The sequence below is a fragment of the Flavobacterium microcysteis genome (assembly GCF_006385255.1).
GTDB lineage: Bacteria > Bacteroidota > Bacteroidia > Flavobacteriales > Flavobacteriaceae > Flavobacterium > Flavobacterium microcysteis.
Map to the genome: position 1 here is coordinate 594,560 of NZ_VFJE01000056.1, position 12,329 is coordinate 606,888.

Annotated in this window: 13 protein-coding genes; 7 read left to right on the forward strand and 6 right to left on the reverse strand. The window is 37.7% G+C overall.

The window, feature by feature from the left end; all coding sequences use genetic code 11:
• The first annotated feature begins 141 nt into the window (after positions 1-141).
• The 3 genes from FJA49_RS16290 to FJA49_RS16300 are packed head-to-tail and all read left to right on the forward strand — an operon-like array spanning position 142 to position 3,435.
• On the forward strand, positions 142-2,106 hold the full coding sequence (locus tag FJA49_RS16290) for a tetratricopeptide repeat-containing sensor histidine kinase (protein ID WP_140002204.1): 1,965 nt from the start codon (positions 142-144) through the stop codon (positions 2,104-2,106).
• A 15-nt stretch (positions 2,107-2,121) separates the two neighbouring features.
• Positions 2,122-2,769, forward strand: a complete 648-nt coding sequence (locus tag FJA49_RS16295) for a response regulator (RefSeq protein WP_140002206.1) — start codon at positions 2,122-2,124, stop codon at positions 2,767-2,769.
• Between the two features lie 54 nt (positions 2,770-2,823).
• Entirely contained in the window at positions 2,824-3,435 is a 612-nt protein-coding gene (locus FJA49_RS16300) for a DUF4230 domain-containing protein (protein WP_140002208.1), read from the forward strand.
• A gap of 30 nt (positions 3,436-3,465) precedes the next feature.
• Here the strand turns inward: FJA49_RS16300 and FJA49_RS16305 are convergent, their stop codons facing one another.
• The 5 genes from FJA49_RS16305 to FJA49_RS18470 form a co-directional block, all read right to left on the reverse strand.
• Complete coding sequence (locus FJA49_RS16305) at positions 3,466-5,223, reverse strand: aromatic amino acid hydroxylase (RefSeq protein ID WP_140002210.1); 1,758 nt, start codon at positions 5,221-5,223, stop codon at positions 3,466-3,468.
• A gap of 158 nt (positions 5,224-5,381) precedes the next feature.
• Positions 5,382-5,918: a DUF4136 domain-containing protein gene (locus FJA49_RS16310; RefSeq protein WP_140002212.1), complete on the reverse strand. Its 537-nt coding sequence runs from the start codon at positions 5,916-5,918 to the stop codon at positions 5,382-5,384.
• A 32-nt stretch (positions 5,919-5,950) separates the two neighbouring features.
• Positions 5,951-6,118 (reverse strand): hypothetical protein, encoded by a 168-nt coding sequence (locus FJA49_RS18465; RefSeq protein WP_158629495.1) that lies wholly within the window; start codon positions 6,116-6,118, stop codon positions 5,951-5,953.
• Positions 6,119-6,136: 18 nt separating this feature from the next.
• Complete coding sequence (locus FJA49_RS16315; protein WP_140002214.1) at positions 6,137-8,119, reverse strand: urocanate hydratase; 1,983 nt, start codon at positions 8,117-8,119, stop codon at positions 6,137-6,139.
• A gap of 87 nt (positions 8,120-8,206) precedes the next feature.
• Positions 8,207-8,383 carry a DUF5522 domain-containing protein gene (locus FJA49_RS18470; protein ID WP_158629496.1) on the reverse strand — a complete coding sequence of 59 codons (177 nt, stop codon included), beginning with the start codon at positions 8,381-8,383 and terminating at the stop codon, positions 8,207-8,209.
• 28 nt (positions 8,384-8,411) lie between these two features.
• On the opposite strand from FJA49_RS18470, the gene FJA49_RS16320 reads away from it, so the two are divergent.
• The 4 genes from FJA49_RS16320 to hemL all read left to right on the forward strand — a co-directional run bounded on the left by FJA49_RS16320 (position 8,412) and on the right by hemL (position 11,917).
• Positions 8,412-8,738: a hypothetical protein gene (locus tag FJA49_RS16320; protein WP_140002216.1), complete on the forward strand. Its 327-nt coding sequence runs from the start codon at positions 8,412-8,414 to the stop codon at positions 8,736-8,738.
• 22 nt (positions 8,739-8,760) lie between these two features.
• Positions 8,761-9,663 (forward strand): 1-aminocyclopropane-1-carboxylate deaminase/D-cysteine desulfhydrase, encoded by a 903-nt coding sequence (locus FJA49_RS16325; protein WP_140002218.1) that lies wholly within the window; start codon positions 8,761-8,763, stop codon positions 9,661-9,663.
• Positions 9,656-10,534 carry a glucosaminidase domain-containing protein gene (locus FJA49_RS16330; protein ID WP_140002220.1) on the forward strand — a complete coding sequence of 293 codons (879 nt, stop codon included), beginning with the start codon at positions 9,656-9,658 and terminating at the stop codon, positions 10,532-10,534. The genes FJA49_RS16325 and FJA49_RS16330 overlap by 8 nt, the downstream gene beginning before the upstream one ends.
• 96 nt (positions 10,535-10,630) lie before the next feature.
• Positions 10,631-11,917 carry a glutamate-1-semialdehyde 2,1-aminomutase gene (gene hemL / locus FJA49_RS16335; protein WP_140002222.1) on the forward strand — a complete coding sequence of 429 codons (1,287 nt, stop codon included), beginning with the start codon at positions 10,631-10,633 and terminating at the stop codon, positions 11,915-11,917.
• Positions 11,918-11,968: 51 nt separating this feature from the next.
• Here hemL and FJA49_RS16340 read toward each other — a convergent pair whose 3' ends face one another.
• Positions 11,969-12,286, reverse strand: coding sequence for a hypothetical protein (locus FJA49_RS16340; protein WP_140002224.1), 318 nt, complete (start codon positions 12,284-12,286; stop codon positions 11,969-11,971).
• Between the last annotated feature and the right edge of the window lie 43 nt (positions 12,287-12,329).

Here is a 12,329-nt window from a genome sequence, read left to right on the forward strand (position 1 = left end):
AGTTGTTGACTTGTCCTTTTCAGGCCGCAGCGGGAAAAAATAGTTTTGTGCGTCTGGAAAGGACTTTTTCAATATAAGGCAAAAATTATTTTGTATATTTAAAGAGCCCAAACTGTTTTTTGTCTGTTATATACTGAAACTATGCATTTAAAAACTAAATTCATTTTGGCGGCTTTCTTCCTGTTTGGAACTATTTCTGGTTTCAGCCAAGCCAATAAAACAAAAATCGACAGCTTAAAAAAGCAGATTTATTCCAAAAGCAGCGTTTCAAAAGCCAAGTCGCTTATTCTGCTTTCGGATGAATTATTAAGCTCCAATCCTAAAAATTCGTTGTTATATGCCCAAGAGGCGTTGAGAACTTCACAAGACATCAAAAACGACAGTCTGATTTCTGTAAGTTATAACAGTATTGCCTTAAATCATGAAAACCGAAGCAAACTGGATTCGGCGCTTTTTTATCATAAGAAAGCACTGGCAATCCGTGTCAAATTGAAAGACCAAATCGGAACAGCAGATTCTTTCAATAACATGGGAATTTGCCTCGATCAGCAAGGAAAATTTCAGGAAGCATTGGAAAACTATTTCAAAGCCCTGAAAATATATGAAAGGAAAAAAGACAGTGAAAAAATAGCGATGACCTATGTAAACATCGGAATCGTCTATAAAACCCAAAAAGAATACGAAAAATCGCTGGATTATTATAAAAGAGCAAATGCCATCTATGCCCGAAACAAATCGGAATTTGGTTTTGCAGCTACGTCAGGCAATATCGGTTCTGTCCTGATCGATTTCAAGGAATTCAGGGAATCCATACGCTATTCCGAATTGGCAATAGAAGGCTACCAAAAATTGGGTTATGAAAGGTATGTGGGTTATCCTATTTCTAATATGGCGATTGCTTATGATAGCCTGAAAGAATATGGCAAAGCGGAAGAATTTTACCTTCAGGCCATAAATTTGCACAAGAAATTTCAGAATGATTATGAAATAGGCAATATCTCGAATGCATATTCCAGAAGTCTAAACAAGCAGTCAAAGTTTCAGGAAAGCATTCGTATTTCTGAAGAAGCTTTAGGCTATATAAAAAAGGCGAAATTATTTCCTTTAGAGGTCAATACCTTAAACAATTTGGCTAACGCATATGCAGGAGTTGGAAATTATTTAAAAGCCTATGAGTTGTCAAATGCCTATTCTAAAGGTAGAGATGCGCTTTTTGAAGAAGAAAAAACCAAAGCGGTTTTTGAATTGGAAACCCAATACGAAACAGAAAAAAAGGAAAGAGAGATTCTTGTGCAGAGAGCGAAAATTGCTGAAAATGAATTGAAAATTGAACGCAAAAATCTCATGATTATGGCGTTTGTATTTCTGTTGCTGCTTTCGATATTGATGGGATGGCAGTTTTTCAATCGACAGAAGCTAAAAAATCAGCAACTTCAAAAAGAGAATGAATTAAAAGATGCACTCTTAAAAATTGAGACCCAAAATAAATTACAAGAACAGAGACTCCGAATTTCAAGAGACTTACACGACAACATAGGTGCACAGCTGACCTTTATCATTTCTTCGATAGACAACCTTAAATATGGCTTCCGGATTGAGGATGAAAAGTTGCAAAACAGACTGACGGGAATCAGTGAATTTACCAAAGAAACCATTTATGAATTACGGGATACGATTTGGGCGATGAATATGAACCAAATCACTTTTGAGGATTTGAAATCAAGGATATCGAACTTTATAGATAATGCTAAAATCTCGTCTATCGGAATTGATTTTCGGTTTGTTTATTCTAATGATAATCTCAATAAAAAATCATTTACATCTGTTGAAGGAATGAACATATACAGGATTATCCAGGAAGCAGTAAACAATGCTATAAAACATTCTGAGGCTAGCAAAATAGCTGTAACGATTGATGGGGATGAGACTAAATTAGCTATAGAAGTAACCGATAATGGTAAAGGATTCGATTTAGAAACTACTAATGACGGCAACGGATTGAATAATATCCGAAAAAGAGCTAAAGAAATTGGAGGAGAAACTGAACTTAATTCTACACCGGGCGAGGGAACAGTTATGAAACTATTTCTTCCGCAACAGGCGTAACCAAAAACAAACACCATGTCCATCAAGATAGCTATAGCAGACGATAATTATTTTTTACAGAAAACCATTGTAGAAAAATTGTCTTTTTTTACTGAATTGCAGTGCCGCTTTACAGCGCTGAACGGAAAAGAATTGCTTGAAAAATTAGAAGCCAACCACAATATCGATTTGATACTGATGGATATAGAAATGCCTGAAATGGATGGTATAGAAGCCACGGAGCGTATAAAGAATAAATACCCTCATATCAAGATTATTATGCTGACTGTTTTTGATAATGATGAAAATATTTTTAATGCCATAAAAGTGGGTGCTGATGGTTATTTGCTAAAAGAAGTTAACGCAAAAGATTTGTGCCAGGGCATAGTGGAGACAATGAATGGAGGTGCGGCAATGAATCCGTCGATTGCCTTAAAAACATTGAAACTGCTTAGGAATCCGATAGAATTTGAACGAAAAAGCGCAGATGAAATCAAACTCACAACACGGGAAATTGAAGTTCTGGAACAGCTGAGCAAGGGTTTGAGTTATAATGTCATAGCTGATAATCTTATCCTTTCGCCCGGGACGGTGAGAAAACATATTGAAAATATTTACGGCAAGCTGCAGGTACACAACAAGATTGAAGCCATTGAAAAAGCCAAGAACAACAAGCTCATATAAATTAAAATCTTTGCATGGCATTATTAAAATTCTGTAACTTTATAGAAAAAAGTAATGCGAAGAATCCTCATTTATGCCGGAGTAGTTGTACTAGTTATTTTAGCCTTTCGTTTTTGCGAATTCAAAAAAGACGACAGTTCGACTATAGAATATGATACCAATCTTATCCAGGAACGGATCGTAAATGTTGGCAAGCTGATTGTTACCGAAGGGCATTTTGCCGAAGTGCTTACCTATAAAGACCAGGAGAAATATTTGATGGATTTGATATCTTTTGAGAAAAAAGCGCTTGTCATTGTAAATGCCGATGTGACTGTTTCTTATGACCTACGACAGATGAAGTATGATGTTGATGAAAAGAATAAAACAATAACAATCAAATACATTCCCAAAGAGGAAATAAAAATAAATCCCGATATCAAGTTCTATGATATCAACCAGAGCCGTATGAATCCTTTTACCGGTGACGATTACAACAAAATCAATAAGTCTGTAAAAGCCAATCTGGCTAAAAAAATAGAAAAATCATCATTGAAAACGAATGCCCAGAATCGCTTGATTAGCGAGCTTTCCAAAATATTGATTACGACCAATTCAATGGGATGGACATTGCGATATGACGGGCAGACTATAAATGAAGAATCGATTGACAAAGTCTTGCTTTAGCCAATCGATTCCGTATTGTTTTCGTGTAGATTAAACGCTTTCGTTCTCGAAGATTAATTCCAATCCGCCTGATATAAGGTGTGCCACTTCAGGACGACTTTGTTTTAGTTTTTCAAGATAAATAAGAACTTCCTGTAAGAAATCGGTTTGGTGATTCTTGTCAAGCAGTTCGGCTATTTCTACAGCCAAAAGCCAGTCTTTAGGATGGTTTTCTTTTAGTATTTCAAAAGTCTTTTCGATAGTCATAAACGGAGTTTTTCCCTCACGCATATTTCTGATGTTCAGATAAAGGCTTTCCAATTCTTCTCTTTCTGAGCTTTTTTTAGCTTTAATAGTCTTGCTGGAAGGCACATGGCTCACTAGGTTAAAGCTTTTTACATCGGCTGGGCCAGAGAAAGCAGAAATCACTTTTTTACCAACTGCCATATCATAAATTCCCCATTCCGGTTGGAAAAGAACAGTATCGTTATGGGTTACCGTACAATTTTTAAAACTAATCAGGATAATTTTTCCTTGTATGTTTCTTGTTCCGGTAATAATTTCTCCTGTAACGGTAATATCACCCTGGAATTCAAGCGTAACACGTTCTCCTTCATAGATACCGTATGCTTTCAGGTCTCTCGGACTCATATCTTCTATAGCCAGATTGATTCCTTTTAGCTTCCCGATCGGGCTTCCAAAACCTTCTGCATGGTAAGACGAAGAATGTCCAACCAATTCTTTTTCTCTATAAGATAAAGCCGTTTCTCCGGTTGTTTGTACATAAACGGGTTTGCCTTCGCTTTCAATAACGTTGGTAAACACGCCGGAAACCTGTATTCCGGTGCTTAATTCAATCGTGCCTAAAGCTTTCGATTGTATTAATTTTTGCACGCCAGATAATCCTCCGGTTCTCAAAGCCATTGTATTGGCAAATTCTTCCAATACCTGGTTTAGATGTGCAAAATCCGGAGTAACAAAAAGCTGTGGCTGTGGTTTTGTAATGTCAAAACTCTGGTAAGCAGCCGTAATATCGTAAGGAAACTTTTTTACATTATCAGTCATGCACCAGGTACTTTCTCCAATTGAGGAAAGCAATCCGGCACCATAAATTTTAGGGTTGTTGATGTCGCCAATCAGTCCGTATTCTACTGTCCACCAATGCAGGTTTCTGATGAGTGCCATTTCAGACAATTCGCCCATGTCGTTTTGCAGGTCATCTACTCTTTTTTCGATAGCATCAATTTCGTCCTGAGGCGTTCCTTCGGCTTCTTTTAGGATAGAAAGAAGTCGGATGGCTTCATACATTTCATAATCTCTGGAAGACGAAATAGCTTTACAGCCAATTTCACCAAACCGTCTAAGGTATTCGGCATATTCCGGATTGGCAATAATAGGAGCGTGGCCGGCACCTTCGTGGATAATATCCGGAGCAGGCGTATATTCGATATGTTCTAATTGTCGGATGTCTGAAGCTATTACCAAAACATTGTAAGCCTGGAATTCCATAAAAGCATTAGGCGGGATAAACCCGTCAACAGCTACAGCCGCCCATCCTATTTCTTTTAGGATGCGGTTCATTCCATACATATTTGGGATATTTTCTACCTCCAGTCCTGTTTTTTTCAGTCCGTCGAGATAAGAATTGTGCGCTACTTTTGAAAGATAATCCACATTTTTACGCATTACATAACGCCATACAGCCTGGTTGATAGGTGTATAGTCTTCGTAATCCTGCGGTTTTATAAATTGCTTTAAATGTTCAGGAAGTCGGTCAATTAATGGGTTGCTTTCAAATGCTGCATTCATGTTTTCAAACGTTGTAGTTTTTGTAAAATTACAAATCTTTACCAGAAACATGTCTTAAAAAAATATAAAAAAACAATCAGTAGGATTTGTGTTACGAATAACCTGATAAGCAGGCGATAAAAAAAACCGCAATCTTTTTGCGGTTTTTAAATAGATGTTTATTTTTTTGCAGGAGGATATTTCTCCAGGATTTTTTTGACAAATTCCTGTATACGTGCGTCCTTTTTGTCGATGTTTTGTGTCAGCACGCCAACACCTTCACCTTGCCAGATTAATTCTTTTTTTCGGGCATCAATCAGGTCGATATATAAAGTTCCTTCTGTTGAGGTAGAAACGGTAGTACTGCTGCCGCCCCACATCCAAGGATTCCATCCCCATCCCCAGCCGTAACCCCAGCCTGCATTGAACTGGTTTACGTCAACCTGTTGACGGGATTTGGTGAAAATGTTAACCAAAAGGTCAGGGTTTTCACTTTTTGTGATTCCTTTAGAAGTCAATTCTGCATCAATAGCATTCAATATTCTTCTCTTGTCAAGGTCTGAAATTTCGACTTTGTCAACTCCGGGTTTGAAAAAAGCAAATGATTTGTAGTTTGCAAAATCAACATTTTTGTCATAATCGGTAGCTACTCGAACAGAGGAGCAGGATGCTAAGACAAAAAGAAAGAGCAGGGGTAAAAATTTAATCGTTTTCATAGCAATTTATTTAATGTTTTATTGAGAATATGTTATTTGTTCTTTTTCTTTTCCTGAAAGCTTTTTATTGCAGCGGCAATACTTAAAATTGCAGCAGCCATCAATACAACAATCTTTAGCCTTACATTTTCAAAAAGCATCCCGAGAACAAAGAACCCAAGGCTCATAAACATTAATGAAATACTATTTAGTGTTTTCATGTTTGCTTGATGAAAATATTAAAAATCCAAAAGGCTATCGTCTACGATATTCGGAAGAGTAACTTTTAATAAGGGTTGCACTTCCATAGCTCTTTTGATAGCAAAAATGGCACCGTCATTTCTGGCCCAACTTCTTCGGGAAATACCATTGTTTACATCCCAGAATAGCATGGATTCCAGACGTCTGGATGCTTCTTTAGAACCATCAAGAACCATACCAAAGCCGCCATTAATAACCTCTCCCCAGCCAACACCACCACCATTATGGATAGAAACCCAGGTAGCGCCTCTGAAGCTGTCGCCAATGACGTTATGGATAGCCATATCTGCTGTAAAACGGGAACCGTCATAAATGTTGGAGGTTTCTCTGTAAGGTGAGTCCGTTCCTGAAACATCATGATGGTCGCGGCCTAATACTACATATCCGATTTCTCCATTAGCAATAGCCTGGTTAAAAGCTTCGGCAATCTTGATTCGTCCTTCAGCATCAGCATAAAGGATTCTGGCTTGAGAACCTACAACCAATTTATTTTCTTGAGCGCCTTTGATCCACTGGATATTATCCTGCATCTGCTGTTGGATTTCAACAGGAGCCGTTTTGGACATTTCTTCCAGCACTTTAGAGGCGATTTCGTCTGTTTTTTGCAAATCTTCTGGCTTTCCAGAGGCACAAACCCAACGGAAAGGACCAAATCCGTAATCAAAACACATTGGTCCCATAATATCCTGCACATAGCTCGGATATTTGAAGTCAATACCATTTTCGGCCATTACATCAGCACCCGCACGCGAAGCTTCCAAAAGGAAGGCATTTCCATAATCAAAGAAATAAGTTCCTTTAGCTGTGTGCTTGTTGATTGCGTCTGCATGGCGGCGTAATGTTTTTTGTACTTCAGCCTTGAATTTTTCAGGGTCATTAGCCATCAGTTCATTGGATTCTTCAAAAGTATATCCGGTAGGATAGTAGCCACCTGCCCAAGGATTGTGTAAGGAAGTTTGGTCAGAACCTAAGTCGATATGTAGGTTTTCCTGATCGAATCGTTCCCAGACATCGACAACATTACCTAAATAGGCAATAGAAACCACTTCTTTGTTTTCCAGAGCCTTTTTTACTCTCGGAACCAATTCGTCAATATTCTCAACCACCTCATTAATCCATCCTTGTGAGTGGCGTATGTGTGTGATTTTTGGATTGACTTCTGCACAAACGGTAACGCAACCTGCAATGTTTCCTGCTTTAGGCTGTGCTCCAGACATTCCGCCTAATCCTGAAGTAACGAATAGGTTTCCGGCTGGAGATTTTTTTATTTTTCGGAATCCGTTAAGGACCGTAATTGTTGTTCCGTGCACGATTCCTTGTGGACCAATATACATATAGCTTCCTGCTGTCATCTGTCCGTATTGTGAAACTCCCAAAGCATTGAATTTTTCCCAATCATCCGGTTTGGAATAATTTGGAATGACCATTCCGTTAGTAACTACAACTCTTGGTGCTTCTTTATGCGAAGGAAATAATCCCATAGGATGTCCTGAATACATGACCAGCGTCTGCTCATCCGTCATCTCAGAAAGATATTTCATTGTTAGCAGGTATTGGGCCCAGTTTTGGAAAACGGCACCGTTACCGCCATAAGTAATTAGTTCGTGAGGGTGCTGTGCTACTGCATAATCCAAGTTATTTTGGATCATCAGCATAATCGCTTTTGCCTGTTCTGATTTTCCAGGATATTCAGAAATCGGACGGGCATACATTTTATAATCAGGACGCAGGCGATACATGTAAATACGCCCGTAGGTTTCTAATTCGTCTCTGAATTCTTTGGCTAAAACATCATGGTGTTTTGCTTCAAAATAGCGTAACGCATTGCGGATAGCCAGCTTTTTTTCTTCGGCAGAAAGGATTTCTTTTCGCTTTGGAGCATGGTTTATAGTTGTTTCGTATGGCTTTGGTTGCGGCAGGACCGATGGGATGCCTTGTTGTATTTGTTCTTGGAAAGTCATTTTAGTCGTTAATTTTCAGGGCTGTCTTTGACCCGTTAGTATGTGTTAATTCTAAATTCTGTTTTTTTAGTCTGAGAAATATGATTCTTATTTTCGATTCGTGCCTGTTTTTTTGTCAAATCCGTAGGGACAATGGCGACATCCGCTTTTACAGCAATAGCCTCTTTTTAAATGGAATTTTTCTGTAAAGCATTTGTATCCTTCGGGCGTATAATAAAAATCTTCGCCTTCTTTTAATTTATTTTCATTATTTTGCTCATTCATAAATACAAATTTATAAACTTTATAATGAATGTTTCTAATCGTTTCTAGATATTTAATTCCTAAAGGCTATCGCGGCATAACATTGTTTCCTTTTGTCATTCTAAGAAACCCTCCTGATAGGGCAAATAAAGTGTTGGTAAATCATGAAAAGATTCACATTCGTCAGCAATTGGAATTTTTGATTATTCCTTTTTTTCTGTGGTATTTTATAGAATATGGGATAAGGCTGATTCAATATAAAAATAAGAACATGGCTTATAGGAATATTAGTTTTGAGAGAGAAGCCTATTCTAATGAATTTAATCTGAATTATATAAAAGGCAGAAAATTATGGGGTTTTAGAAAGTATTTATAAATATCCTAAACCTAAATGTTATATGATTGAGGTAAAAAATCAATTGATATTAAAAAAGAATACTATTGATGTTTTCGTCAAAAGAGAAGATCTCATTCATCCTTTTGTTTCGGGAAATAAATATAGAAAGCTCAAATATAACCTGCAAAAGGCTAAAGAAGACGGGTATTCTGTGTTGCTGACCTTTGGAGGTGCTTTTTCTAACCATATCGCTGCCGTTGCTTTTGCAGGAAAAGAAAACAACTTTAAAACCATAGGCATTATTAGAGGTGATGAATTAAGAGAGAAAATTGATGAAAATCCAACTCTGAAATTCGCACAAGAAAACGGCATGCAATTTGAGTTTGTTTCAAGAGCGCAGTATTCGGATAAAGAAAACCCGAAATTTGAGAGCGAATTAAAGAATAAGTTCGGCAATTTTTATCTTATTCCGGAAGGCGGAACAAATGAATTGGCAGTAAAAGGCTGTGAAGAAATCCTCGTTCCGGAAGATGCACAATTTGACTATATCTGCTGTGCGGTAGGAACAGGAGGCACAATTTCAGGGATTAGTAATGCGGCATTGCCACATCAGAAAGTTTTGGGTTTTCCAGCGTTAAAAGGAGATTTCCTAAAAAAAGAAATTCGTAAATTTGCCTCAAATGAAAATTGGGAGCTGATTGCTGACTATCATTTCGGCGGTTACGGAAAAGTCAATTTAGAACTGATTGAATTTATAAATAATTTTTATCAGGATAATAATGTTCCGTTAGACCCCGTTTATACTGGTAAGCTGGTCTTTGGTGTTTTAGACTTGATTGAGAAAAACTATTTTCCCAACAATTCAAAAATCCTGATAATTCACACGGGTGGGTTGCAGGGCATTCAAGGAATGAATACGGTATTAGAGAATAAACAATTACCCAAAATAAAGATCAATGTTTAAAAAAATCTTCTTTCTATTGGCAATTGCAACACTGGCTAGTTGCGGTTCTTCAAAGTCAAAGGTAGCTACAACAAAAAAAGCGGCTTATAAGCCGAAAAGGGAAGTAGCAACAAGAAAATCTCACACTGGAAAAACAGTGTCAACTACCAAATCTGGTTCAGGTCGTACTACTGAAGTTATTGAATCGACTTCAAAAACAATCGTGTATAGCGATGTGGTGAATGGATATGTTTTGCAATACAAAGACATTGCGAAAGGAAACATGAAGCAGTACGGAATTCCGGCAAGTATTATTCTGGCTCAAGGTATTTTGGAATCGGGAGCCGGGTCTGGAACGTTAAGTAAGACGGCCAATAACCATTTCGGAATTAAATGCCATAATGGATGGACAGGAGAAAGTGTTCGTCATGACGACGATGCCGAGCAGGAGTGTTTCAGGAAGTATAACGATCCTGCAGAATCCTACAAAGACCATGCGGAATTTTTGACAGGAAGAAGCCGCTATGCGAGCCTTTTCAAGTTAGAGAAAGGTGATTATCAAGGATGGGCAAGAGGATTGAAAGCTGCAGGATATGCAACAGATCCAAAGTATCCGGATAAGTTGATCAGCTATATCGAACGATACAATTTACATCAATATGATGCAGAGGTTTTAGGTGTGGAGTTTACGCCTATTCAAAAAAGCCAACCGGTAGCTGTAAATACAAATACAACAAGACCAAGCAATACAGAAGGTTTTTATGAAGTAACCAAAGGCGACACCTTATATTCGATTTCAAAAAAATTCAACACCACAGTTGATGATTTGAAAAGACTAAATAACCTTGCGGATAATGCAATTTCGATTGGACAATATATAAAAGTAAAATAATTTAATCTTAACCCCGCCAGGGTTCCAAACACCTGCTGGAGTTGTTAATTAGCTCTGCCAGGGTTTCAAATCCTGGCAGGGTTCTTAAGTAAAAATATGTTATATCAAAGAAGCAGCCAGCTTTTTGCTGAGGCTGAAAAAGTAATTCCTGGAGGAGTTAATTCTCCGGTTCGAGCGTTTAAAGCTGTTGGTGGAACACCTATTTTTGTTAAATCTGCCAAAGGAGCCTATCTGTATGATGAAGATGGAAACAGATTGGTTGATTATATTAACTCTTGGGGGCCAATGATTTTAGGTCATGCTTATGATCCTGTTGTCAATGCTGTAATTGGGAAGGCTAAACTAGGGACTTCTTTCGGTATGCCAACTGCTTTAGAAACCGAAATTGCAGAATTGGCGGTTTCTATGGTTCCAAATATTGATAAAATTCGTTTTGTAAATTCAGGTACTGAAGCTTGTATGAGCGCCATCCGATTGGCAAGAGGTTATACAAAGCGAGATAAGATTATCAAGTTTTCTGGCTGTTATCACGGGCATTCTGATTCGTTTTTAATTCAGGCAGGAAGTGGAGCCATTACTTTTGGCGCTCCAAATAGTCCCGGAGTAACACAAGGAACAGCAAAAGATACTTTGTTGGCCAGATATAACGACATTCAGAATGTGGCAGACTTATTCGAGGCTAATAAAAACGAAATCGCAGCAATAATTATAGAGCCTGTAGCAGGAAATATGGGTTGTATTCCTCCGTCAGAAGGCTTTTTAAAGGCTTTAAGGAATCTTTGTGATGAAAACGGCGCATTATTGATCTTTGATGAAGTTATGACTGGATTTCGCCTTGCAAAAGGTGGAGCGCAAGAGCTATTTAATATAAAAGCGGATATTGTAACTTTTGGAAAAGTAATTGGCGGTGGACTTCCGGTAGGTGCATTTGCTGGAAGAAACGAAATTATGAATTATTTGGCTCCGGTCGGGCCTGTATATCAAGCGGGAACATTATCTGGAAATCCCTTAGCAATGGCTGCTGGTCTTGAAATGCTAAAGGCTCTCAATACAGATACTGCTATCTTTAAAAGATTGGACGAAAAGACAGCCTATTTGGAGAAAGGCATAAGAGAAAAGCTAACTGCCAATGGAATCAAGTTTACGATTAACAGAGTAGGCTCGATGATTTCGGTGCATTTTGATGAAAAACCGGTAACCGATTTGCAATCGGCTTCAAATGGAGATAATGAATATTTCAAAAAATTCTTCCATGGACTGTTACAAGAAGGAGTTTATATAGCCCCTTCAGCTTATGAAACCTGGTTTATAACCGATGCGCTGACATATGAAGACTTAGATTTTACTATAAATGCTGTCGATAAAGTATCAAAGCAATTCTAAATAAAAAAGGCTTTCCATTTGGAAAGCCTTTTTTGTATTAAATCTCAGAAATTACTGAGTCAGTTGTTTTAATAATTCAGGATTGCTGTCGATTTTTGCCATCTGCTCCGCACTTAAAGTACCTCTTAGTTTAGCGTCAATCGATTTGTAAATGACTTTTTTCTTGTCATCAGGAAGTCCTGGCTTTGATAATGCTTCATGTTTCTTTTTGAAAAGTTCCATAAAAGTAGCTTTATTCTGCTCGCTTAATGTTACTACTTCAGATAAGGAAGCAACATCTTTTTTTGCAAGATCAGCTGGACTTGTCTGTGCAAATGAAGCGATCGTGAATGCAAAAAATACCGATAGAGTAGCAATAAATTTTTTCATGATTAAATGAATTTGTTTGGATAATATAATATCAAATTTGAAG

What these genes read in the sequence shown, in the direction of transcription:
- FJA49_RS16295 (WP_140002206.1), top strand. Translation starts at nt 2,122, where the DNA reads ATGTCCATCAAGATAGCTATAGCAGACGATAATTATTTTTTACAGAAA.
- FJA49_RS16340 (WP_140002224.1), bottom strand. Translation starts at nt 12,286, where the DNA reads ATGAAAAAATTTATTGCTACTCTATCGGTATTTTTTGCATTCACGATC.
- FJA49_RS16320 (WP_140002216.1), top strand. Translation starts at nt 8,412, where the DNA reads ATGTTTCTAATCGTTTCTAGATATTTAATTCCTAAAGGCTATCGCGGC.
- FJA49_RS16330 (WP_140002220.1), top strand. Translation starts at nt 9,656, where the DNA reads ATGTTTAAAAAAATCTTCTTTCTATTGGCAATTGCAACACTGGCTAGT.
- hemL (WP_140002222.1), top strand. Translation starts at nt 10,631, where the DNA reads ATGTTATATCAAAGAAGCAGCCAGCTTTTTGCTGAGGCTGAAAAAGTA.
- FJA49_RS16300 (WP_140002208.1), top strand. Translation starts at nt 2,824, where the DNA reads ATGCGAAGAATCCTCATTTATGCCGGAGTAGTTGTACTAGTTATTTTA.
- FJA49_RS18470 (WP_158629496.1), bottom strand. Translation starts at nt 8,383, where the DNA reads ATGAATGAGCAAAATAATGAAAATAAATTAAAAGAAGGCGAAGATTTT.
- FJA49_RS16310 (WP_140002212.1), bottom strand. Translation starts at nt 5,918, where the DNA reads ATGAAAACGATTAAATTTTTACCCCTGCTCTTTCTTTTTGTCTTAGCA.
- FJA49_RS16315 (WP_140002214.1), bottom strand. Translation starts at nt 8,119, where the DNA reads ATGACTTTCCAAGAACAAATACAACAAGGCATCCCATCGGTCCTGCCG.
- FJA49_RS18465 (WP_158629495.1), bottom strand. Translation starts at nt 6,118, where the DNA reads ATGAAAACACTAAATAGTATTTCATTAATGTTTATGAGCCTTGGGTTC.
- FJA49_RS16290 (WP_140002204.1), top strand. Translation starts at nt 142, where the DNA reads ATGCATTTAAAAACTAAATTCATTTTGGCGGCTTTCTTCCTGTTTGGA.
- FJA49_RS16325 (WP_140002218.1), top strand. Translation starts at nt 8,761, where the DNA reads ATGATTGAGGTAAAAAATCAATTGATATTAAAAAAGAATACTATTGAT.
- FJA49_RS16305 (WP_140002210.1), bottom strand. Translation starts at nt 5,223, where the DNA reads ATGAATGCAGCATTTGAAAGCAACCCATTAATTGACCGACTTCCTGAA.